At 69.2% G+C, this 24232-nt stretch carries 13 protein-coding genes and 1 tRNA gene; 8 read left to right on the forward strand and 6 right to left on the reverse strand.

Translation table 11 applies throughout. The features are described from left to right. Positions 1-184 precede the first annotated feature (184 nt). Positions 185-1597, reverse strand: a complete 1413-nt coding sequence (locus JIM95_RS07575; protein ID WP_418904043.1) for an ArnT family glycosyltransferase — start codon at positions 1595-1597, stop codon at positions 185-187. A gap of 329 nt (positions 1598-1926) precedes the next feature. Continuing rightward, positions 1927-2002 (reverse strand) — tRNA-Arg (locus JIM95_RS07580). Between the two features lie 216 nt (positions 2003-2218). On the opposite strand from JIM95_RS07580, the gene JIM95_RS07585 reads away from it, so the two are divergent. The 3 genes from JIM95_RS07585 (at position 2219) to JIM95_RS07595 (ending at position 3840) form a co-directional block, all read left to right on the forward strand. Then, positions 2219-2488, forward strand: coding sequence for a cg0963 family protein (locus tag JIM95_RS07585; protein ID WP_200259561.1), 270 nt, complete (start codon positions 2219-2221; stop codon positions 2486-2488). 87 nt (positions 2489-2575) lie between these two features. After that, positions 2576-3334, forward strand: a complete 759-nt coding sequence (gene cobF, locus JIM95_RS07590) for a precorrin-6A synthase (deacetylating) (RefSeq protein WP_200259564.1) — start codon at positions 2576-2578, stop codon at positions 3332-3334. 113 nt (positions 3335-3447) lie between these two features. After that, positions 3448-3840: a hypothetical protein gene (locus JIM95_RS07595; RefSeq protein WP_200259567.1), complete on the forward strand. Its 393-nt coding sequence runs from the start codon at positions 3448-3450 to the stop codon at positions 3838-3840. Between the two features lie 238 nt (positions 3841-4078). On the opposite strand, the gene JIM95_RS07600 is transcribed toward JIM95_RS07595, so the two are convergent. The 4 genes from JIM95_RS07600 to JIM95_RS07615 all read right to left on the reverse strand — a co-directional run bounded on the left by JIM95_RS07600 (position 4079) and on the right by JIM95_RS07615 (position 6547). After that, the gene (locus tag JIM95_RS07600; protein WP_200259570.1) at positions 4079-4333 is read right to left on the reverse strand and encodes a mycoredoxin; all 255 of its coding nucleotides are present in this window, start codon (positions 4331-4333) and stop codon (positions 4079-4081) included. Between the two features lie 29 nt (positions 4334-4362). Continuing rightward, positions 4363-4902, reverse strand: a complete 540-nt coding sequence (locus JIM95_RS07605; protein WP_200259573.1) for a dihydrofolate reductase — start codon at positions 4900-4902, stop codon at positions 4363-4365. Positions 4903-4905: 3 nt separating this feature from the next. Beyond that, on the reverse strand, positions 4906-5715 hold the full coding sequence (locus tag JIM95_RS07610) for a thymidylate synthase (RefSeq protein WP_200259577.1): 810 nt from the start codon (positions 5713-5715) through the stop codon (positions 4906-4908). Positions 5716-5785: 70 nt separating this feature from the next. Next, positions 5786-6547, reverse strand: coding sequence for a 3'(2'),5'-bisphosphate nucleotidase CysQ (locus JIM95_RS07615; protein ID WP_198737598.1), 762 nt, complete (start codon positions 6545-6547; stop codon positions 5786-5788). A gap of 142 nt (positions 6548-6689) precedes the next feature. Here JIM95_RS07615 and JIM95_RS07620 point away from each other — a divergent pair, with 142 nt between their 5' ends. The 5 genes from JIM95_RS07620 (at position 6690) to JIM95_RS07640 (ending at position 23974) form a co-directional block, all read left to right on the forward strand. Further along, positions 6690-11615: an Lhr family ATP-dependent helicase gene (locus tag JIM95_RS07620; RefSeq protein WP_200259580.1), complete on the forward strand. Its 4926-nt coding sequence runs from the start codon at positions 6690-6692 to the stop codon at positions 11613-11615. Between the two features lie 576 nt (positions 11616-12191). Beyond that, entirely contained in the window at positions 12192-13040 is an 849-nt protein-coding gene (locus tag JIM95_RS07625) for an Fpg/Nei family DNA glycosylase (protein ID WP_200259583.1), read from the forward strand. 62 nt (positions 13041-13102) lie between these two features. After that, positions 13103-13516: a YccF domain-containing protein gene (locus tag JIM95_RS07630; protein ID WP_200259586.1), complete on the forward strand. Its 414-nt coding sequence runs from the start codon at positions 13103-13105 to the stop codon at positions 13514-13516. 88 nt (positions 13517-13604) lie between these two features. After that, positions 13605-14300, forward strand: a complete 696-nt coding sequence (locus tag JIM95_RS07635) for a TetR/AcrR family transcriptional regulator (protein ID WP_248702951.1) — start codon at positions 13605-13607, stop codon at positions 14298-14300. Between the two features lie 446 nt (positions 14301-14746). Further along, positions 14747-23974, forward strand: coding sequence for a type I polyketide synthase (locus tag JIM95_RS07640; RefSeq protein ID WP_248702952.1), 9228 nt, complete (start codon positions 14747-14749; stop codon positions 23972-23974). Positions 23975-24232: the final 258 nt, after the last annotated feature.

A 24232-nucleotide genomic window follows, 5' to 3' on the forward strand; every position in this document is an offset into this window, starting at 1 on the left:
CGGGGATTCATCCGCACATGTCGGAGACACCATCTGTGAACGGTGCGGGGGATGGTCCGGAATGCGGAAGATCCTGCGACGGTGAGCCACAATGGACACCGGTGGGCGGGGTCCACGGGCCACAGGCCCGCGAGGAAGGTACCGGAGGGGACACGCCCGCGGGGCGTGGCGGAGTCGACGGGTGTCAGGGAGCGGGGGCGGAGCTCTCCTCCGTCACGGCTCTGGCGGGTTGTTGCCGATGATCCTCCGTCCGCGTTGACACCCCAACGTCCGCAGCATCCCCATCCCGGAGTCCGCCGGCGTCAGCGCCGGCGGGACGCCGATCGTCCGCACCGGTGGACGTGGCGCGGCACCCGGTGGTGAGGTGGATGATGACGAGCAGTGCCGCGAGTAGAGCCGGTACCGCGGGTATCCGGTACATCTCGTGCGGGAAGAACAGCGTCCGCCAGTCCAGACACGAGACGAGTACCGCCTGAGTGGCGACGATCAGGCCGAGCTCGTCGCGTCTGATCAGGCCGATGACGGCAGCTGCGAGCATGAGGACCGCCAACGCGATGAGGGCGGGTACGGCGGTGGACCCGATCTGAGATGAGTTCATGTCGCCGCTCACCCGCATGGAACCGGCGAGATCGAATATCCTCAGCCACCCGATGACCGGCATGTCGATGTTGCCGTCGTCGTAGGTGAGCTGATCGGCGGAGAAGTGGCTGCGAATGAACGGTAGCCACGCCGCCAGTGCAATCGGCCCGGTTGCCAGTGCCAGTGCCCGTCGCCAGTACAGGCGCCGGTCCCGGACCATGAGGCTGAGCAGATGAATGCCGAGTGCGGCGGGAACCAGGACAAGCTGTTCCTTGGACAGGCAGATCACCATGCACAACACCGCGATCCATGTGGGGTGAACCCGGGCGCGCCACGCCAGCAGTAGTCCTGTGACCAGTGCGAGTTGAAAAGGCTCAGTCAGATCTGTGGTGGAGCTGAACAGTAGGCCGGGACTGGCCGCGACCAGCAGTCCCCACCAGGGTGAGCATCCGTGGGATGCCGCCAATCGGGAGACCAGGTATGCGGCTGTCCCGATGGAAGCCAGGCCGAGGATCCAGAAAGCGGTCGACAGGAGACGCGGTTGTCCGAACGCGAGAAGGGAGGCCATCCACGAGTAGAACGGGTGCCCGTACCGGTATGCGGCGAGATCGATCAGCTCATGGGCCTGCCCGGAGGCGAACGGATCCCGCGCCATCGCCCAGAGATAGACTCCGTCGTAGTGATCGGCGCCGGTCGTGAACCTGAACGCCGGGTCCTCCGCCCGGATCAACTGCGCGAGTGGCTCCCCCTCGGTGACGTTGAGCAAAAGACTGTGATGGAAAACAGGTCGGTGTGAGGCAACCTGTGCTGCCACAGCTGCGACGACGGCGATTCCTGCTGTGATGAGACCGGTCAGTCTCGGATGTCTGAAACTCACGTGGGGAGCGGTCATGGTCTTCTTTTCATCTGACGGAGGGGCATTGGAGCACTTCGGACAGGTGGAGCTCTCCGCGGGCGCACGCGGGGGTACAACCCGGGACGAAAGAAGAGGTGAAGTGCCGGGAGGATCGCACGGCATTTCCCCGACACCTGGAAATCGGGTTCCCGGCTCCTGTGCGGTGGGCGGAGCAGTCGTGCATGGTAGTAGAGGTTAGCATGACTTCTTCGACGGGATTGAGCTGGTCGAAGGTGTCCTACGACGCCGAATGACAGGGATGGATCATGCACCGGCTCTCACCGGGACCGAGAGAGTACCCGCATCTGGCGTCGGGACGCTCAATCGGTCGGGAGCGGAGGCGGAGTCCGGGGAAGTTCCGCGGAAGGGGGAGACCGGCAATCACCGGCGGTACGACGGAACCTCCGTTTCCGGATGGACGTGACGGCCCCGGATCGAACAGGGGGCAACCGTGGTGCCCCAGAGAGGAATCGAACCTCCGACACCGGCTTTAGGAGAGCCGTGCTCTATCCACTGAGCTACTAGGGCCTGACACCGACCTTGTGCAAGACCGGACGGTGTCAGACTAGCCCATCGGTGCGCGGTGGTGAAAACCGGCCGAATGAGCGACATCGGGGGTGGCTCCAACTGTGAGATCAGGGACACTACCCCCGAGCTCACTTCAACGGCGGCGAAAAGAACATAGGCTAGGGGTAATACTTGTGGGCCCGGAGGGGCCCGTTCCGGATCAAAGGAAGGTACATCATGCCGAACAAGAAGCCTCTGTTCACCGACGTCAACCGTGTCGAGGTCATCGCCAACATCGTCACCGGAGAGAAGGGCCCCGTGCTCTCCCTGGACAAGATCGAGGAAGACGGCACCTTCAGCAACATCCTCCTTCTGAATATCTACGATGCGAAGCACCTCTCCGAGGCGTGCACCCGCTACCTCGGGCAGTCCTTCATCGCCAACTTCGACGGATTCACCTCCGGGCTGTCCGCGAAGGACCACGAGGACATCCACGGCGACGACTAGATGACGCCGTGATGGGGACCCGGACCACACCGTAGTATCGGGTGCCGGGGGACTCCATCGACGGCGGACGGGAAGGGCGGACCCAGGATGCGGACACTGTTGGTCATCGGCATCGGGGCGGGTGACCCCGGCCACCTCACGCTCGGCGCGATAGATGCGCTCCGCTCCGCGGACGTGGTCATCGCCCTGGACAAGGGCGAACAGAAGGCCGACCTCCTGGAGGCTCGCCGGTCCGTGGTGGATGCCCACTCCCCGGAGACTCCCATCGTCGCGGTGACCGATCCCGAGAGGGACCGCGACCCCGATGACTACCGGGCGGAGGTCCGCCGGTGGCACGGGGAGCGCGCAAGATTGCTTTCCGATGCGATCGTCGGTGCGACCGGCCCAGACGGTACCGCAGCGTTCCTCGTCTGGGGGGATCCGTCGCTCTATGACTCGACCCTGCGCATCATCGACCGCATGCGGCGCGACACCGGACTCGAGTGCGCGGTGAGGGTCATCCCCGGTATCACCGCGCTCCAGACGCTCACCGCGGCACACGCCATCACCGCCAACCGGATCGGCGAGCCCATCCACGTGACCACGGGCCGTCTGCTCCCCACCACGAGCGCCGCCGACAGGCGCAACTGCTTCGTCATGCTCGACGGCGGAACGACCTGGAACGAGGTCGCCGGGCCCGACACCTACATGTACTGGGGCGCGTATCTGGGGACACCGGAGCAGATCCTCCGTGCCGGGTATGTCCACGACATCGGCGATGAGGTCGCGGCCCTGAAGTACACCCTCCGGGAGAACCACGGATGGATCATGGACACCTATCTCCTGCGCGAGCTCAGTGGGGAATGACCGGGCACAACTCGCCGGTTGGTGCTCCCCGTGTTCCCGGGTAGGTTGGCTCCGACGGACGGTGATGGCCGTTCCGGGCCCCGGGAACGAGAGAAGGTGACGGCACAGTGGCCGTGAAACGCAGGAACGCGAAGCGGAAGAAGCAGAACGTGCCGTTCAGTCCGTGGATCGTTGTCACCTGGATCCTCGCGGCCGTCTGGGCGGTACTCGCTCTCCTCGCGCACCGTGCCGGTATCCATGCACTCACCTGGGGTTTCGGGGTCAGCTCACTTCTCACCGCCATGACCGCGGCCGGGGTGACGGTCATCCCGGAACTGCGCTCCTCTGCGGGGCTCGCCTGTCCCGTGGCACTCATCCTGTCCGGGGCGGTCGCCGTCACATTCAGCTGGTGGTTCCTTCTCGCACTGTTCGTCGGCGTACCCTGGCTCGTCCTCGCGCTGATCAGCCTTTCCGCACCGCGCCGGACCGGCGGAGGTCTGCACCTCTGGCGTGGCGGCGACGACTAGCTGTTTACCGTAACCGCGCATCCGGTCCCGGTCGTGCCGGCGGCACGGTTCGGAACACGGCTGACCGCCACGAACTGGTGGCGTGTCCGGTTCGTCCATTCGCCGATCGAATCCGGGCGAACCCGGTGTGTCAGGTTCCCCGACCGGCCGTACACCGGTGAACAGTCGACCGTCGCAGGAACGGGAAACGGCCCCCGCACGCATTCTCGCGTCCGGGGGCCGTCGGGTCTCATCGGGGTCAGCCCTGCAGCTCCTCCAGCTTGCGGCGCACCTCGGATGCGGCCGGATTGGTGGCGTGCGTTCCGTCCGAGTACTTCACGGTGGGCACGATCCGGTTGCCGTCGTTCACCGACTCAACCCATGCCGAGGCCTCCGCGTCCTCTTCGACGTTGACGGCGGTGAACGGCGTCTCCGTGCGGTTGAGGGCCTTCACCAGGCGGTTGCAGTAAGGGCACCAGTCGGTCAGGAAAACTGTGATGTGATTGTCGCTCATGTCCGGTACAACGACACCGGCCGTCGGGATTATTCCACCGGGTCGCGGCGGTAGGTAAGCACCCGGTAACGGAGCGGCCCCTCCTGCCGGGCCGCCTCGGCCGCACCGGTCAGCCGACCCTTCACGGATTCGATCCAGTCGGTGTCGTCGGTGCACGTGAACGCGTCCCCGAGCTCCGGCGCGAACACCGCGACGGGGCCGAGAACATCGCGCAGCTCGGCGTCGACGAGCGTCACCCGAACCTCATCCACCATCGGCAGGGTGTCGGCGTAGACCCGGCCGCCCCCCATGATCCACGCGTCCTCCGGGGCCTGGGACGGATCACCGATCACCGTGGTGCCCTCCGACCACGTACCGGCCGGGCGGGTGGTCAGGACGTAGTTGTCACGGCCGGGTAGGGGACGGAACCGTTCCGGGATCGTCTCCCAGGTGCGCCGCCCCATCAGGACGGGGGAACCGAGGGTGGTTTCCCGGAAGTACCCGAGGTCCTCGGGAATGTGCCACGGCATGTCGCTACCGTCGCCGATGACCCCGTCGACGGACTGCGCCCAGATCGCCCGGTAGCCCATGGCTCAGACCGCCACCTTTCCGCGGATCGCGGGGTGGGGGTCGTACCCCGTGACGGAGATGTCGTCGAAGGTGTAGTCGAACATCGAGTCCGCCTTGCGCAGCTGCAGTTGCGGATAGGGGCGCGGTTCGCGGGACAGCTGCAGTTCGACCTGCTCCCGGTGGTTGTCGTAGACGTGGCAGTCGCCGCCGGTCCAGATGAACTCACCGACATCGAGCCCCGCCTGCTGCGCGAACATGTGGGTGAGCAGTGAGTAGGAGGCGATGTTGAAGGGGACTCCGAGGAACATGTCCGCGCTGCGCTGGTAGAGCTGGCAGGACAGGCGCCCGTCCGCGACGTACAACTGGAACAGCAGGTGGCACGGGGGCAGCGCCATCTTCTCCAGATCCGAGACGTTCCACGCCGAGACGAGGATCCGGCGGGAGTCCGGGTTGTTCCGCAGCTGGTCCAGGACCTCGGAGATCTGGTCGATGTGCAGGCCGTCCGGGGTCGGCCAGCTGCGCCACTGCACCCCGTATACGGGACCCAGATCACCCTCGGGGGAGGCCCACTCATCCCAGATCCGGATCCCGTGTTCCCTCAGGAACCCGATGTTCGACTCGCCCCGCAGGAACCAGAGCAGCTCGCCGACGACGCCCTTCAGATACACCTTCTTCGTGGTGATCAACGGGAAGGAGTCGGCGAGGTTGAACCGCATCTGGCGGGCGAACAGGCTGGTCGTTCCCGTTCCCGTGCGGTCGTCCTTGTGGGTCCCCTCGCGCATGATCTGCGCGAGGAGATCCTCGTAGGGGGTGTGGATGGCGGTGACGCTCATGGCGTCCAGACTAACGGAACACAGCCCCGGGCCTTTACTGCGGGGGCTGTGTTCCGGAATACGGTACGGCCTAGGTGTAGGAGCCGTTTTCCTTCAGGAACCCGGCGGCGATCTCCAGGATCTCGTCGGCGAGATCCTTCCGGCAGATCAGGAGATCCGGCAGGTAGGTGTCCTTGTTGTTGTAGGTCAGCTCACTGCCGTCCAGACGGGAGCAGTGCAGGCCGGCCGCCTGGCAGACACCGACCGGTGCGGCGGAGTCCCACTCGTACTGCCCACCGGCGTGGACGTAGGCGTCGGCGTCGCCCAACAGGACGTGCATGGCCTTCGCGCCCGCGGAACCCATGTCCATCGGTTCGAAGCCGAGCTTCTCCGCGACGTGGAAGGCGACCTTCGGGGGCCGGTTGTGGGACATGATGATCTTCCGGGCGAACGGGCCGCTCACCGCGCGGGCGTCGTGGGAGCTGAACACGACGCCGAGGTCGGGGAGGGCGACCGCCGCCGACAGGGGCCTTCCGTTGTCGACCAGGGCGATGTGCACCGCCCAGTCCTGTCGACCGGTGGCGAACTCGCGGGTGCCGTCCAAGGGGTCGATGATCCAGACGCGGTCCTTGCCGAGGCGTGCCGGGTTGTCCGCGGCCTCCTCACTCAGAACACCGTCGTCCGGGCGGTGCTGCGCCAGGACCCGGGCGATCCAGCTCTGGGCCAGCTCGTCACCGGCGTCGCCGAGGCCACGACCCCGCAACAGTCCGACGTCACGCACCCCCTTCAGGATGTCGCCTGTTCCCTGGGCGAGGCGGGCGGTGAGAATGGCATCATCAATGTTCGCGGTCATGGTCCCCACTCTAGTTGTTGGAACGGGCGTCCGCTCGGCGCCCGAGGGGTCATACCCGTCACACGGTCGGGCATGTTCGGAAATCGTTCGACCGTCCGACGCGGATGAACCGTCGATGCGAACATTTGGTTGAATGGGGGACATGCCGACGTCCACACTCGACCGCTTCCGACCGGAGGTCAGGACCTGGTTCACGGACGTCTTCGCCCGACCCACCGCCGTACAGGAGCAGGCGTGGGCCGAGATCTCCACCGGTGGGCACGCGCTCGTCGTCGCCCCCACCGGTTCCGGCAAGACCCTCGCGGCATTCCTCTGGGCGCTGAACTCGCTCACCGCACGCCCCGGGCAGACCCGACTGCCCGCCCCGGAGGGATCCGACCCGACGCCTGCATCCACCGGTATCGAGGGCTCCGGGGTGAAGGTCCTCTACATCTCCCCGCTCAAGGCACTCGGCGTCGACGTGGAGAACAACCTCCGCGCACCGTTGACCGGGATCGCCCGTGCCGCCGACCGCCTCGGCGTCGCGGCACCGGACATCACCGTCGGTGTGCGCTCCGGGGACACCCCGGCGAAGGAACGGGCCCGCCAGCAGCGCAACCCGCCGGACATCCTCATCACCACGCCCGAGTCTCTCTACCTCATGCTCACCTCGAAGGCGGCGGGCACGCTCACCGGCGTGCGCACCGTCATCGTCGACGAGATCCACGCCCTCGCGGGTACGAAACGCGGTGTGCACCTCGCACTGTCTCTCGAGCGCCTGGAACTGCTCACCGAGAGGCCGGTGCAGCGAATCGGACTCTCGGCCACCGTCCGGCCCCTCGAGCGGGTCGCAGCGTTCCTCGGCGGAACCGACCGCGACGTCGCGATCATCGCACCGGGCAGCGGGAAACGGTGGGAACTCGACGTCCACGTCCCAGTCCCCGACATGTCTGATCTGCCCACCCCGGAGCACGCCTCCACCATCGGGGACGCCGTCATCGACGATCCCCTCGGCCTGACCACCTCGCCGCCGGACGGAGCCGGCGGACCCGCGGCGTCGACAGGCGCACCGCAGGAATCGGCGCTGCCCACCGGAGGTTCCATCTGGCCGTTCATCGAGACCGAGCTCTACGAGGAGATCACCCGGGCACGCTCCACCCTCGTCTTCGTCAACTCACGCCGCACCGCGGAACGACTGACCAGCAGACTCAACGAGATCCACGCCGAGAAACACGACCCGGATGCGCTCTCCGCACCGACCCGCAGACCACCCGCGCAGCTGATGAAATCCGTCGACGTCGCCGGGAAGGCCGACACGATCCTCGCCCGGGCCCACCACGGGTCGGTGAGCAAGGAGGAACGCGCCCGCATCGAGGAGCAGCTCAAGTCCGGCGAGCTCACCTGCGTGGTGGCCACCTCATCCCTGGAACTCGGCATCGACATGGGCGCCGTCGACCTCGTCATCCAGGTGGCCTCACCACCGTCGGTCGCCGCCGGGCTGCAGCGCGTCGGCCGCGCCGGGCACACCGTCGGCGCGGTCTCCAGGGGTTCGTTCTACCCGCAGCACCGTTCCGATCTCGTCCAGAGCGCGGTCACCGTCGAACGGATGCGGGCCGGGGCGATCGAGGAACTGACCGTGCCCCGCAACCCCCTCGACGTGCTGACCCAGCAGACCGTCGCCACCGTCGCCGCCCGCGACATCCACGTCGACGAGTGGTACGAGGCCGTCCGTCGCGCCCACCCGTACGCCACCCTCGCCCGCGAGGTGTTCGACGCCGTCATCGACCTGGCCTCCGGCGTGTACCCGTCCACCGACTTCGCGGAGCTCCGCCCCCGCGTCGTCTACGACCGGGTCACGGGGATGCTCACCACCCGGCCCGGCGCCCAGCGCGTGGCCGTCACCTCCGGGGGCACGATCCCGGACAGGGGCATGTTCGGCGTGTTCCTCGCGGGCACCGCCGGTGAGAACGGAGGGGCACCCCGCAGGGTCGGTGAACTCGACGAGGAGATGGTCTACGAGACGCGGGTGGGCGACGTATTCACCCTCGGGGCGTCGAGCTGGCGGGTCGAGGAGATCACCCGCGACCAGGTCATCGTCACCCCGGCGCCCGGGCACACCGGCAGGCTGCCGTTCTGGAACGGGGACCAGGCGGGCCGCCCCGCGGAACTCGGCGCCGCGCTCGGGGCGTTCCGCCGCGAGGTCGCCGCCGATCCGGCGCGCGCCGCGGGGCTCGGCCTGGACACCTGGGCACACGAGAATCTCACCCGCTATCTCGCGGAGCAGGCCGACGCCACCGGCATAGTCCCGGACGAGAGGACGCTGGTGCTGGAACGCTTCACCGACGAGCTGGGGGACTGGCGCATCATCCTGCACAGTCCCTACGGGCGTGGGGTGAATGCGGCGTGGGCGCTCGCCGTCGGGGCGCGGATCGCGGAGAACACCGGCATGGACGCCCAGGCGGTCGCGGGTGATGACGGCATCGTCCTCCGCCTGCCCGACATGGACGGTGAACCCGGTGCCGACCTGTTCGCCTTCGACGCCGACGACATCGAGGACCTGGTCACCCGGGAGGTCGGCAACTCGGCGTTGTTCGCCTCCCGGTTCCGGGAGTGCGCGGCCCGCGCACTGCTCCTGCCGCGCCGCACCCCCGGCAAACGGGCACCGCTGTGGCAGCAGCGCCAGCGTTCGGCGCAGCTCCTCGACGTCGCCCGGAAATACCCGTCGTTCCCCATCATCCTGGAGACGGTGCGCGAGTGCCTGCAGGACGTCTACGACCTGCCGGCGCTGAAACAGCTGTGCGCCGATCTCGGTGCGCGTCGCGTCCGCATCGCGGAGATCACCACCGACCAACCCAGCCCCTTCGCCTCCTCGCTGCTGTTCAACTACACCGGCGCGTTCATGTACGAGGGTGACACCCCGCTGGCGGAGAAACGCGCGGCGGCACTCGCCCTCGACCCCGCGCTCCTGGCGAAACTGCTCGGAACCGTGGAACTCAGGGAACTCCTCGACGCCGGGGTCATCACCGAGGTCCACGCCCAGCTGCAGCGCACCGCCGACGGCCGGAAGGCCCGCGGCCCGGAGGAACTCGCCGACGTGCTGCGCATCATCGGCCCCGTCCCCGTCACCAGGGTCCACGAGCACTGCACCTTCGGTGAGCCCGGCACCGTCGTCGACCTCGCCCTCGACCACCTCCGCGACCGGGTCATGCTCGTGCGCATCGCCGGAATCGAGCACCTGGCGCAGTCCCTCGACGCCCCGCTGCTCCGCGACGCGCTCGGTGTTCCGGTACCCGCCGGCGTGGCCGCGCAACCGGCCACAGTCACCGACGCCCTGGCCCAGCTCGTGAACCGCTTCGCCCGAACCCGCGGCCCGTTCACCCTCGGGGACCTGGCGGACACCTTCGGACTCGCGCCCGCCGCCGCGCACACCGCGCTCCGCCAGGCCGTCACCGACGGAACCGTCATCGAGGGGCACTACCGTGCGGGTATCGAGGGGCCCGAGTACTGCGCCGTCGAGGTCCTGCGCACCATCCGCGGCAGATCACTGGCGCTCGCCCGTTCCCAGGCAGAACCCGTCAGTGGTTCGACCTTCGCACGTTTCCTCACCGACTGGCACCAGATCGCCTGCGTCGGTCGTCGCCCGGTGCTGCGCGGCGCGGACGGCGTGTACACGGTCATCGAACAGCTCGCCGGTGTCCGCCTGCCCGCGAGTGCCTGGGAGACCCTCGTCCTGCCTGCCCGCGTCGGTGACTACACCCCGCGCCTGCTCGACGAACTGACCGCCACCGGGGAGGTGCTCATCCTGGGCGCCGGCTCCGCCGGGACCCGCGACCCGTGGATCATGCTGCTGCCCGCCGACTACGCCGCACAGCTCGCCCCGCAGACCGACCCGCCCGCGCTCACCGGACTGCAGGAGGCGGTGCTCACCGTGCTGCACCGCGGGGGTGGCTTCCACTTCGCCGAGCTGCTCGGGGAGGTGTCCACGCTCGCGCAGGACGACCTGGACATCGCCGTGCCGCGCACGGTCGAGGCCCGCGATCTGGCGGACGCCCTCCGGGAGCTCGTCGAACTGGGACTGGTCAGCCCGGACAGCTTCGCACCGCTGCGGGCCCGCCTCGCGGGAACGACCTCCGGCGCCACGGCACACCGGGCGAAACGCCGGCCCTCCCGCAACCGCCTGCGCATGGGGCGCACCCGCTTCGCGCAGGCCGAACGAGCGAACGCGACGGCGGTGTCCGCCCCTCCGGACATGGTGGGACGGTGGACCGCCGCCGTGACCCCGGCGACCGACCCGACGACCCGCTCCGTCGCGCACGGTGAGGCGTGGCTGGACCGGTACGGCGTGGTCACCCGGGGCAGTGTCGTCGCCGAGGATGTCACCGGCGGGTTCGCGCTCGCGTACAAGGTGCTGTCCTCCTTCGAGGAGACCGGTGGAGCGATGCGCGGCTACGTCATCGACGGCCTCGGCGCCGCACAGTTCTCCACCACCGCCGTCATCGACCGGCTCCGGGGACTGGCCGACACCCCGGACGTCGAGGGCTGGCCCTCGGGAACCACCGATCCGGAGGTGGTACTGCTCGCGGCCGCTGATCCGGCGAACCCCTACGGAGCCGCGCTGCCGTGGCCGGACTGCCCGGGGGCCCGGCCGACCCGCAGTGCCGGTGCCGTGGTGGTCCTGGCCGACGGGCTGCCGCTGGCGTACCTCACCCGGGGTGGCCGCAGCCTCACCCTGTTCACCGGAATCTGCCCCGTCGGGGAGGCGGAGATGGTCGCCCTCGTGGTCGCCGCCCTGGTGGACGCGGTCGCGGCGGGGCGGATGTCCCGGTTCACCGTGGAGAAGATCGGCGGGAAACCTGCCCTCGAATCGCCGCTGGTCGGGGCCTTCCGCTCGGCGGGGGCCGCGATCACCCCGAAGGGACTGCGGCTGGCCGGAACCACCGGCACCGTCACGCCCCGGGTGGCGCGCACCCAACCGGGGCGCTCGCTGGCCGAGGCCGCAGCCGATGCCGACACCTCCGACATCGACCTCACCTTCGACGATCCGCCGCCCGGCGGCGGGTTCCGCAGGCCGAGGCAGCCGGGGCGGTGAGGGGGCCGCGGCCCGGACGCACCGGGAAGATGGCCGGGTCAGCGCGGTGACGGCGCAGTCCGGATGAGAGACCTCATGTTCATCTCTTCCGGTGAGCACGACGACCGTCCTCCGTCTTCACTGTTCCCGTGGGGACCATGATCCGCTCGTGAATCTCCCGATGGTTCTGCCACCGAGGATGTCCGCCAGGTCCTCCATCGCCTGCACCGCCGGGACGAAAACTCGGGTGAGACGACGGTGGCCCGGCGTCCGACACCCCGGGAAGTGTTCTCCACCGGCACGCTCCGTGCGGCAGCGATGCAGGCGTCCTGGTGACTGCGAAACCGGGACAACACCACGGGCATCATGGGAAGAGGTGCAACCTGAAAGAGTTGTACTCAATGATCTGAGGGTGCTTCCGCCCGGAGAATCGTGTTGCCGCACGGTGGAGATTGGTGCGGTGGCAGTCGTCCTCATCCCGCCGCTGTTGCGTAAGGATCTACGGTGGACGTACAACCACTGTCGCCACCCCGGTGCCGGAGGATCACCTGCACCCACAGGTTGATCAGGTACCCCCATGATCCTGAAAGGAGCTCCGTGCCCGAGGGTGATTCCGTCCACCAGCTGTCCGCGCGGATGCAGTTCATGTGCGGACGCGAGGTGACCTCGACGTCGATACGCGTACCCCGGTACGCCACCGTCTCCTTCACCGGGGAGACCGTGAGCGCGGTGTGGCCGCTCGGCAAGCACTTGTTCATGTCCTTCGGCGACCGGATCCTGCACACCCACCTGAAGATGGAGGGCACCTGGTCGGTGCACCGGGAGGGGGACCGGTGGCGGAAACCCGGGCACTCGGCACGTGTGGTTCTGCAGCTCAGTGACGGTCCAGAGCGTGCACCGATAGAGGTCGTCGGGTTCGACCTGGGGCTCGTGCGGGTGTTCCCCGCGTCCGAGTACCGGGAGCGGATGGGGTATCTCGGGCCGGATGTGCTCTACGACGACTGGGCTGAGTGGGGGCGGGACGAGGCGCGGCGCCGCATTCTGGCCCGCCCGGACCGGGCCATCGGCGCCGCGCTGCTCGACCAGAGGAATCTGGCGGGCGTGGGCAACGAGTACCGCGCGGAGATCTGTTTCCTGTGCGGCGTCCATCCCGCGACGCCCGTCTCGGAGGTGGACGTGGATCGGGTTCTCGATGTGACCCGCCGGCTGATGTGGGCGAACCGCGTTGAACCGGTGCGGGTGACCACTGGGGTGAAGCGTGCGGGGGAAACCAGCTACGTGTTCGGGCGCAACCACCGCCCGTGCCGCAGATGCGGGACCCTGATCGAGCAGAGTTTCCTCGGTGGCGTCGACAGGGACGGGGATGACGGCGAGCTGGAGCGGGTCATCTGGTGGTGTCCCCACTGCCAGCCGGTACCGGGAACGTGGACCGGGGGAGGTGGGTGATCCACGCCGTTCTCAGGGGTGGGACGCAGGATCCGTACAGGCGACCGCCATAGAATGGGGGCATGAAGCTCCTCCTGAACATCATCTGGTTCGTATTCGCCGGCGTGTGGCTGGCTCTGGCCTACGTGATCTTCGGGGTCGTGGCGTGCATCTTCATCGTCACCATCCCCGCGGGCGTCGCCTCCTTCCGGATGGCCAACTACGCCCTGTGGCCGTTCGGCCGCTCGGTCATCGTCCCGGACACCGGTTCCGGCGGACTCAGCACCTTCAGCAACGTCATCTGGTTCGTCGTCGCCGGTTTCTGGTTGGCCCTCGGTCACCTGGCCACGGCGGTGACCCAGGCGGTGACCATCATCGGCATCCCGCTCGCGCTGGCGAACCTCAAGATGATCCCGGTGACCTGTTTCCCCTTCGGGAAGCGGATCGTCGACAACAACCGGATCCCGGCCGGGTACCACCCGATGGTGCAGATGTGACCCACGGGCAGGGGAGGCGAGGTGCGGGTGAACACTCCACGCAGGCGTCCCCGTAGCGACATCGATGAACTATCCGAGGAGACGAGGCGTGGTGCGCAGTAGCCCGGAGACCCGGTCCAGGCTGGCGGCGGCGACCCGGGAGGTGATCGCCTCCCACGGCTTCGAGGGGTGCACCCTGGAGCGGATCTGCCAGACCGCGGGCTTCACCCGGGGTGCGTTCTACTCCAACTTCGCGGACAAGGACGCACTGTTCACCCTGGTCGTCCGGGACGAGTATTCGCGGGTGATCGAGCTTCTCGACGCCGTGACCCGCGAGTGGGTCGCGGCGTTCCATCCCGGCGCGCGCCACGCCTCATGCCCGGACGAGGTCGCGGCCGAGAAACTGACCGACGCCCTGCTGCGGACCAGGGAACGGTTGGGACTGGACCGGGATTTCCTCGTCCTGCACAACGAGCTCCTCGCCCGCGCGGCCCGGGAACCGGAGTGGGCGATGCAGTTCATGGAGATCAACCGCGAATTCGTGGTCGGTGTCGGGCGGGCTCTCGAGCTGATGCTCGCGGAGGTCGACCGGGTCCCGGTCAAACGCACCGAGGCGATCGCGCAGGCCGTCATCGGCATCACGATGCGCTACACCGGGGTGTCGGTGTGGCGGGACCGGCTGTCCGAAATTGAGGCCGAGCACCATCGGAGGGGAACGATGCTCGAGCTGGACGACATCCTGGACCTGGTTCTCACTCTGCTGATGGCCTCGTCGCGGCCCGTGACGGAGGGGACGTCGGAGTAGTTCGGGGGAACGGGCGCGCAGTGCGGGATGTCACCTCCCGCATGTGCTTGACCGGGGTGGGGGAAACCATTCGGGCGACCGTCTGAAACGCTGTTCCGCCGGTACGCGACGGGTGCGTGAAAGAACACATCAGAGGTTGAAACGGCTGTGAGCGGCTGCGATACATGATCGTATTGCTTTGATGCAGAAATGTATTCGACAGGCTAACCTTACGGTCTTACGCTCCGGGGGAGACGGGTCCGTCGTCTGTCCGCATGCCCTGGTGACCTGGTCGGCCGCCGGACGTGGGGAACGTGATGGAGCCGTCGATCAGCAGTCAGCACACGCCAATCCGAGTACGACGGCGGGCGGACGCGGCGGGAAACCAGCTCCCACACTCCCGGATTCCGGGCCGGGTGGCCGACGCGTGCGCACCACCGTCGACGTCCTACCGAGGAGTCCCACCAGTGACCACCACGCACGCCGACACCAACGACATCACGAGCTTCACCGCCGGTGAGACCCCCCTGCACCAGATACCGCATCCGGGGATCCTGTTCGCCGGGCAGGCGTCCCAGTGGGTCGAGGCGCTGGCGGACAGTGTGACGGACACGTCGACCGCCCGGCTCCTGGATGAGCTTCTCGACGCCGCCTGGCACCGGTGCGCCCCCGCCGCCCGAGACATCTCGATCATCGTTCCCGGCGCCCGTGAACGCCTGCACTCCCTGATCGGGGGAACGGCTCCGCACCGGCTGCCCCTCGACCGGGAGCCCGCGGTCTCCGTCGCGGGCATCACGCTCGCCCAGATCGGCGCCCTCCATCAGCTCGTGGATGCCGGGGTCAGCCTGAGCTCCTGGCGGTTCGCCGGTCACTCACAGGGCAGCCTCGGTGTCGCCGCGGCCGAGGCCATCGCGGACGGGGACCGTTCACGGCTGGTCGACGTCGTCGCCTTCGCGCTGATCCTCGGGGCCGTGACCTCCGCACGCGCCCGTGAACTCGGCATCAGCTCGGACGAATCCTGCATGCTGAGTGTCCGCGGATTCTGCCGCGAGGGAATTGACGCCGCACTGGCGCAGGTCGTCGGATCCGACGTCGAGGTCGCTCTGTGCAACAGTCCCCGGCATTTCGTTCTCGCCGGGACGGCGGAGGGACTGGCCCGTGTCCGGGGGGCGCTCACGGCGGCCGCCGAGACCCACAACGAGGGAATCATCGGCAAGAAGCGGGGTGGTTCACTGATCGAGCCCTTCTTCGACGTCCTCGAGGTCGCCGCCCCCTTCCACCACTCGTCGATGATCCCGGCCGTGGACCGCGCCGCGGCGCTGTCCTCGCGGTGCGACCTGGAGAATGTCCCCGCGACCGATCTCGCCCGGTCGATCCTGGTCGACCACCACGACTGGGACACGGAACTCGCCGACTGCCTCGACAACTGCTCGCACCTGCTGGTCATCGATCCGGGCGGGGCGCTGGACCGGATGACCCGCCCGCTCCTGCAGGGCCGGGGAATCGCCATCGTCGACGCCTCCACCGTCGCGGCTCGCGACCAGCTCGCGACCCCGGGCACCGACCTGCCGCAGGCCAGTGACTTCTCCCGGTTCGCCCCGAAGCTGCTGCACCTCTCCGACGGCTCGTTCAGCGTGGAGACGAAGTTCACCACCCTCACCGGCAATTCGCCGGTGATCCTCGCGGGTATGACTCCGACCACCGTCGATCCGGGCATCGTCGCCGCCGCGGCGAACGCCGGGTTCTGGGCGGAGATGGCCGGTGGCGGACAGTACTCGGAGGAGGTCTTCGCCAAGAACCGGGACGGACTCGTCGCGCAGCTCGATCAGGGGCGCTGCGCGCAGTTCAACTCGATGTTCTTCGACCGCTACATGTGGAACCTCCAGTTCGGTGCGCAGCGCATCGTCTCCCGGGCCCGCGCCACGGGAGTCTCACTCAACGGCGTGACCATCTCCGCGGGCATCCCCGAGATCGAGGAGGCCACCGAGCTCATCACCGGCCTCAACGCCGACGGATTCCCCTACGTCTGCTTCAAGCCCGGCACCGTGGAGCAGATCCGGGCCTGCCTCGCCATCGCGGAGGCCAACCCGGACACCCCGGTCATCATGCAGATCGAGGACGGGCACGCGGGTGGACACCACTCCTGGGTCAACCTCGACGATCTGCTGCTGGCCACCTACGCCGAGATCCGCGCCCACGACAACGTCGTCGTCCTCGTCGGCGGCGGCATCGGCACCCCGGACAAGGCCGCGCAGTGGATCACCGGCTCCTGGGCGACCCGCCACGGCATGCCCGCCATGCCCGTCGACGGTGTCCTCGTCGGCACCGCGGCGATGACCACGAAGGAGGCCACCACCTCACCGCAGGTCAAGCAGCTCCTCGTCGACACACCCGGCGTCGACCCGGACGACGCCGGGGGCTGGGTCGGACGCGGCAACTCCCGCGGCGGGGTCACCTCGGGGCTCTCCCACCTGCACGCCGACATGTACGAGGTGGACAACTCCTCGGCCCGCTGCTCCCGACTGCTCAGCTCCCTGGACACCTCCTCCGACGAGGCCGTCGCCGCGCGCCGCGACGAGATCATCGCGGCCCTCGACGCCACCGCCAAGCCCTACTTCGGTGAGGTCTCCGAGATGACCTACGCGCAGTGGCTGCAGCGCTTCGTCGAACTCGCCTGGCCCTGGACCGACCCGAGCTGGTCCGACCGCTTCCTCGACCTCGTCCACCGGATCGAGGCGCGCCTCGCACCCGCCGATCACGGCGAGATCCCCACCCTGTTCCCGGACATCGACTCCATCACCGACGGTCCCGCCGTCGTCGAGAAACTCCTGGACCGCTACCCGGAGGCCACCGACACCATCGTCGGCGCCCGGGACGCCGCCTGGTTCATCGGGCTGAACCGCAAGCACCACAAGCCCATGCCCTGGGTACCGGCCATCGACGCCGACATCGCCCGCTGGTGGGGGCTGGACACACTCTGGCAGGCCCACGACGACCGCTACGACGCCGACAAGGTCCGCTGCATCCCCGGGCCGGTCTCCGTCGCGGGCATCGACCGTGTCGATGAACCCGTCGCTGAACTCCTCGGCCGCTTCGAGGCCGCCTGCGTCGAGGACCTGAGGGAAAACGACGCCCCGGTCCATGCGGTGTTCTCCCGACTGGCCTCCGCCGTCACCGAACGGGACTTCCTGCTGGCCGCCCCGCACATCGTGTGGCACGGACACCTCATCGACAACCCCGCCCACGTCCTCGATCCCGAGGCGTTCGAACTCCTCGAACCCGACACGGACGGCGACCCGTGGACGATCCGGATCCTCTGCGACTCCTACTGGGACGGACTCGAGGGAGAGCATCCCTTCGTCATCGAGCACGTCGACATCCCCGTCCTGCTGGGGGAGGCCTGCGCCACCGGCGCCGTTCCCGTCGTCTCCCGGGAACACCTCCCCGACAGCGTCTACGCGCTGCTCGCCGGCGTAGCGGGCGTCGGGTCCACCTCGGCGGCCGGTGACGACATCACCGACCTGCCCCGCGTCCACGAGGATGAGGGCTCGGCGTTCGGCGTCGTCCGCGACTCCTTCACCCTGCCCGCCCACCTGTTCACCGCGCACACCGCGGTCACCGGCGCCGTACTCACCGGGGTGCGCACCGCGCCCGGCACCGCCGACGCCCTCGTCGGGCCCTGCTGGCCCGCGATCTACACCGCCCTCGGCTCCGGAAAACTCTCCGACGGCTACCCCGTCATCGAGGGCCTGCTCAACGCCGTGCACCTCGACCACTGCGTGGACCTCCGGGTCCCGCTCGCCGAACTGCGCGACGGCACCGACCGGCACATCGACGTCGAGGCCCGCACCCGCCCCTTCGACGAGTCCGCCTCGGGCCGCATCGTCACCGTGGACCTCGTCCTGCGCCACGACGGTGACGTGATCGCCACGATGGTCGAACGCTTCGCCATCCGCGGCCGCGTCACCACCACCGACCCCGCACCGGCGGCACCCGAGTTCGGTGGCGTCCACGCCACGATCGACGACACCCCGCGCAGCTTCATCCGCCGCGCGACGGTCACCGCGCCGGGCGACATGACCCCCTTCGCCGTGGTGTCGGGTGACTACAACCCGATCCACACCTCCACCAACGCGGCCCGCCTCGTCGGCCTCGACGCACCGCTGGTGCACGGAATGTGGCTCTCGGCCACCGCCCAGCACCTCGCCACCGCAGCGGAGCCAGGCAGTCGCCCGGCCCGCCTGCTCGGCTGGACCTACTCCATGTACGGCATGGTGCAGCTCGATGACGTCGTGGAGATCACCGTCGAGCGCGTCGGACGCAGCGGCCCGAACCCGGCAGTGGAGGTCACCTGCCGTATCGACGGGGTCGTCGTCTCCCGCGGCCAGGCGCTCCTCGAGGCACCGACCACCGCCTACGTCTACCCCGGCCAGGGCATCCAGGCACAGGGCATGGCGAGCGCGGACCGCGCCGCCTCCGCAGCGTCCCGCGCCGTCTGGCAGCGGGCCGACGAACACACCCGCGCCGCACTCGGGTTCTCCATCATCCAGGTCGTCGACGACAACCCCGTCGAGCTGAAGGTGGGGGAGACCGTCTACCGGCACCCGAAGGGTGTCCTCTACCTCACGCAGTTCACCCAGGTCGCTCTCGCCGTCGTCGCCTACGGTCAGACCGAGCGTCTGCGGCACGAGGGACTGCTCGTCCCCGGCTCGATGTACGCCGGGCACTCGCTGGGCGAGTACACCTCGCTCGCGTCGACGGCCGGGATCTTCGAGCTCGAGGGCGTCATCGACATCGTCTTCTCCCGCGGTTCGGCCATGCACTCCCTCGTCCCGCGCGACGACCGGGGCCGCTCCAACTACGGCCTCGGCGCGCTGCGACCGAACCAGTTCGGCGTGGACGACGACGGTGTGGTGGAGTACGTCCGCTCGATCGCGGAAGCCTCGGGCGAGTTCCTGGAGATCGTGAACTTCAACGTCGCGGGCCAGCAGTACGCCGTGGCCGGAACCCTCGCCGGACTGAAGGCACTGGAGGCTGACGCCGCCGCGCGCGCGGAGGCCGCGGGTGGACGCCGCGCGTTCATCCCGATCCCCGGCATCGACGTCCCCTTCCACTCCTCGGTGCTGCGCCCCGGTGTCGCCGCCTTCGCGGAGAAGCTCGACGCCCTGCTGCCCACCGACCTGGACGTCGACGCCCTGGTCGACCGCTACATCCCGAACCTCGTCGCCCGCCCCTTCGAGCTGACCCGCGACTTCGCGGAGTCCATCCTCGAGGTCGTCCCCGCAGAGCCCCTCCGGGAGCTGCTCGGTGAGGACGGCGCGTTCGACAAGCTCGCCTCCGATGACCCGGCGGCACTCTCCCGGCTGCTGCTCATCGAGCTGCTGTCCTGGCAGTTCGCCTCCCCGGTCCGGTGGATCGAGACCCAGGCGCTGCTGCTCGGTGACCGGGGCGTGGAGCACGTCGTCGAGGTCGGCCTGGCGTCCTCCCCGACGCTGGCGAACCTCATGGCCCGCACCCTGGACCTGCCGCAGTTCGCGACCGCGACCACGACGGTCCACAACCTGGAGCGCGACGAACAGGTGGTGTACCTGACCGATCAGCAGGACGCCCCCGCCACGGACACCGCGGATGAGGACCAGGGCGACGCGGCCGCGGACGAACCCGCCGCAGTCGACCCCGGGACCGCGACCGCCACCCCGGACCCCGTACCCGCAACGGCGGAGGTCGCCGCCCCCGCAGCCGATCCCGCCCCCTCAGGTGGGCAGGCCGCGGGACCCGCGCCCGAACTGAACTTCACCGCTGCCGACGCGATCATCACCCTGTTCGCGGTGCAGAACAAGCTGCGCACCGAGCAGATCACCGGCACCGACACCACCGAGACACTGACCAACGGGGTCTCCTCGAGGCGTAACCAGCTGCTGATGGACATGGCCGCCGAACTCGGCGTCCCCACGATCGACGGCGCCGCCGAGGCGGACGTCACCACGCTGAAGTCCCGCGTGACCACCGCCGCCCCCGGCTACACGCCCTTCGGACCGGTGCTGTCCGAACTGACCGGCGCGCGCCTGCGCACCCTCGCCGCGCAGGCGGGGTCCAAGGCGGCCCACATCGGCGACCGCGTCACCGGAACCTGGGGTCTGCCCACCAGCTGGGTCGCCCCCGTCGAGGTGGAACTCGTCCTCGGCACCCGCACCGAGGAATCGGTGCGGGGCGGTGAGCTGGGGACCCTGCCCGGCGCGCAGCCGACCTCGACGGCCGACTTCGACGCACTCATCGACGCCGCCGTCCGTGCCGTCGCCGCGGCGAACAGCACCGAGGTATCCCTCGGCGGCGGATCGACCGGCGGTGGCGGGGGAGTTGTCGATTCCGCGGCCCTCGACGCCTACGCCGACACCGTCACCGGACCGGACGGTGTCCTCGCGGCTACCGCCCGCACCATCCTCGACACCCTGGGGCTCACCCCGTCGCCCGAGGAGACCGACGGTGGTTCCGCGGACGGGGCCCTGCTCGAGGCCGTGGAATCGGAGCTCGGCCCCCAGTGGCTGAAACTCGTCACCCCGGTATTCGACGCGGAGCGGGCCGTGCTCTTCGACGACCGCTGGGCGATCGCCCGTGAGGAACTCGCCCGCATCGCCACCGGCGCCGAGGCGGCCACCGACGACACCGCCACCATCGCCCGCTTCGCGGGTACCGGGGAGACCGTCGCCGGACAGGCCCGCTGGTGGTCGGAGAGCACCGACGACGAGACCCGTCGCGAGGTTCTCGCCCGCATCGCCGAGGCCGCCACCGGTGACTCCACCCCCGAGTTCGACGGGGAGGTCGCACTGGTCACCGGTGCGGCGCCCGGCTCCATCGCCGGCTCCATCGTCGCCGGCCTGCTCGAGCGCGGGGCGACGGTCATCATGACCGCCTCCCGCGTCACGCAGGCCCGCAAGGAGTACGCGCGCGGCCTCTACGCGGCGCACGCCACTGCCGGCGCCCGGCTCTGGCTGGTACCGGCCAACATGTCCTCTTTCCGGGACGTCGACTCCCTGATCGACTGGATCGGAACCGAGGAGAAGGTCACCGTCGGGGAGAAGGTCACCGTGACCAAGCCCGCACTCATCCCGACCCTCGCGTTCCCGTTCGCCGCGCCCCGGGTCTCCGGATCGCTCGCCGACGCCGGAGGGGCCGCCGAGAACCAGGCCCGCCTGCTGCTCTGGTCCGTCGAACGCACCATCGCCGGGCTCGCCCGACTCGCGGCGACCGGCTCCGTCGGCACCCGCGCCCACGTCGTCCTGCCCGGCTCCCCGAACCGCGGCACCTTCGGCGGTGACGGGGCCTACGGCGAGGTCAAGGCCGCATTCGACGCGATCCTCGCCAAGTGGCACTCCGAGACCGGCTGGCCCGAGCACATCAGCCTCGCCCAGGCCCGCATCGGCTGGGTGTCCGGCACCAACCTCATGGGCGGCAACGACCTGCTCGTGCCCGCCGCGGAGAAGGCCGGCATCCACGTCTACACTCCCGACGAGATCACCGGCGACCTGCTCGGACTGGCCACCCCGGACGCCCGCCGTCGCGCGGCGGATGCTCCGATCGACGCCGACCTGACCGGTGGTCTCGCCGACTCCGAGGTGTCCCTGCCTGAACTCGCCCGCGGCATCGACCGTGACGCGCTGGCCGCGGCCGCCGCCGGCACCGACGAGTCCGGGGACACGGGAGCCACGATCCGCGCCCTGCCCACCCCGGCCCGCCGCGCACAGCCGCAGCCCGTCGACATCGGCGAGGTGACCACCGACCTCGAGGACCTCATCGTCGTCGTCGGTGTCGGCGAGGTCTCATCCTGGGGCTCCGGGCGTACCCGCACCGAGGCCGAGTACGGGATCCACCGCGACGGCAGCGTCGATCTCACCGCGGCCGGTGTCATGGAACTCGCCTGGATGATGGGTCTGATCACGTGGGCGGAGGACCCCACACCCGGCTGGTACGACGACTCCGGTGCCGCGGTCGCCGAGGAGGACATCTACGACCGTTTCCGCGACGAGGTCGTCGCCCGCTCCGGAATCCGCACCTTCGTCGACGACTTCACCCTCGTCGACCAGGGATCGATCGACCTCGCGACCGTGTACCTCGACCGCGACATCGAATTCACCGTCGCGAGCGAATCCGAGGCCCGCGACTACCTCGACGCCGACCCGGCGACCACCCGGATCTGGGAGGGCGACGACGGTGAGTGGACGGTGCACAAGGCGAAGGGCGCCCGCGCCTCGATCCCGCGCCGGGCGTGCCTCAGCCGCACCGTCGGCGGCCAGATGCCCACCGGCTTCGACCCGGCCCACTGGGGCATCCCCGCCTCCATGATCGACGGTCTCGACCGGATCGCCTGCTGGAACCTCGTCACCGCCGTGGATGCGTTCCTCGCCAGCGGCTTCACCCCGGCCGAACTGCTCACGGCCGTGCACCCCGGTGACGTCGCCTGCACCCAGGGCACCGGCATCGGCGGCATGGAGTCCCTGCACAAGGTGTTCGTCTCCCGTTTCATCGGTGAGGACCGCCCCAGCGACATCCTGCAGGAGGCCCTGCCCAACGTCGTCGCCGCACACGTCATGCAGTCCTGGGTCGGCGGCTACGGCGCGATGATCCACCCCGTCGCCGCCTGCGCAACCGCGGCCGTCTCCCTGGAGGAGGGCGTGGACAAGATCCGGGTCGGGAAGGCGGAGGTCGTGGTCACCGGCGGCATCGACGACATCAGCGTCGAATCGCTCACCGGCTTCGGCGACATGAACGCCACCGCCCGCTCGCAGGCGATGGCGGACAAGGGAATCGACGAGCGCTTCTACTCCCGCGCGAACGACCGTCGTCGCGGCGGCTTCGTCGAGGCCGAGGGCGGAGGAACCGTCATCATCGCCCGCGGCGATGTCGCGGCGAAGCTCGGCCTGCCCGTGCTCGCCGTCGTCGCCCACGCCCAGAGCTACGCCGACGGGGCACACACCTCGATCCCGGCCCCGGGGCTCGGTGCCCTGGGTGCGGCCCGCGGCGGGGAACGCTCCGCCCTGGCCCGCAACCTGAAGGGCCTGGGCCTCACCCCGGACGACGTCCGCGTGGTGTCCAAGCACGACACCTCCACCAACGCGAACGACCCCAACGAGTCCGAGCTGCACTCGCAGCTGTGGGCGGCTCTCGGCCGGGACACGGACAACCCCATGTTCGTGGTTTCCCAGAAGACGTTGACCGGCCACGCCAAGGGCGGTGCCGCCCTCTTCCAGATCGGCGGCCTGACCCACATCCTCGCGACCGGTGAGCTGCCCGCCAACGCGGCCCTCGACTGCGTTGATCCCGAGATCGCACCGAAGGCCACGAACCTCGTGTGGCTGCGGGAACCGCTCGATCTCGGGGTCGGGGGAGTGAAGGCCGGCGTGCTCACCTCGCTCGGGTTCGGACACGTCTCGGCCGTCGTGGTGCTCGCACACCCGACCTGCTTCGAGAAGGCCCTGGCGAACGCCGGCCACGACGTCGACGAATGGCGCCGGCGGGCCAGCACCCGACTGCAGGCCGGTGTCCGCAGGCTGGAGGCCGGCATGATCGGTCGCGCACCGCTCTACGAGGTGCCCGTCGGGCGCAGGCTCCCCGAGAAGGGCGGACACGAGGCGGAGATCAACCTGATCCTCGACCCCGATGTCCGGCTGGGGGAGGACGGCGTGTTCCCGCGGGCCTGACGGTGAACGCCTGATGTCATGAACAACCCGGCCCCACAGACGTCCGGATCGTAACGATCTGCGGCTGTGGGGCCGGGTTGATCTGTTCCGTGCAGGTTTCCGGCTCGGGGCGCACCGTTCACTTCATCGGGTTCCCGCTGCCGCCGGTGTCACGTCGGGTACGCCTGATCCCCAGGATCCGGTGCCTGTGCTTGCCCGCTACCCCGGAAGCCTGGGTCGGCTTCAATCCCGGGCCCCTGGGCCCGCTTCACCGCGGCG

It is taken from the genome of Corynebacterium antarcticum (genome assembly GCF_016595285.2).
GTDB lineage: Bacteria > Actinomycetota > Actinomycetes > Mycobacteriales > Mycobacteriaceae > Corynebacterium > Corynebacterium antarcticum.

Coding starts and splice junctions, on each gene's coding strand:
- JIM95_RS07615 (WP_198737598.1), bottom strand. CDS start 6,547: ATGACCGCGAACATTGATGATGCCATTCTCACCGCCCGCCTCGCCCAG.
- JIM95_RS07585 (WP_200259561.1), top strand. CDS start 2,219: ATGCCGAACAAGAAGCCTCTGTTCACCGACGTCAACCGTGTCGAGGTC.
- cobF (WP_200259564.1), top strand. CDS start 2,576: ATGCGGACACTGTTGGTCATCGGCATCGGGGCGGGTGACCCCGGCCAC.
- JIM95_RS07620 (WP_200259580.1), top strand. CDS start 6,690: ATGCCGACGTCCACACTCGACCGCTTCCGACCGGAGGTCAGGACCTGG.
- JIM95_RS07610 (WP_200259577.1), bottom strand. CDS start 5,715: ATGAGCGTCACCGCCATCCACACCCCCTACGAGGATCTCCTCGCGCAG.
- JIM95_RS07630 (WP_200259586.1), top strand. CDS start 13,103: ATGAAGCTCCTCCTGAACATCATCTGGTTCGTATTCGCCGGCGTGTGG.
- JIM95_RS07575 (WP_418904043.1), bottom strand. CDS start 1,597: ATGCCGTGCGATCCTCCCGGCACTTCACCTCTTCTTTCGTCCCGGGTT.
- JIM95_RS07605 (WP_200259573.1), bottom strand. CDS start 4,902: ATGGGCTACCGGGCGATCTGGGCGCAGTCCGTCGACGGGGTCATCGGC.
- JIM95_RS07600 (WP_200259570.1), bottom strand. CDS start 4,333: ATGAGCGACAATCACATCACAGTTTTCCTGACCGACTGGTGCCCTTAC.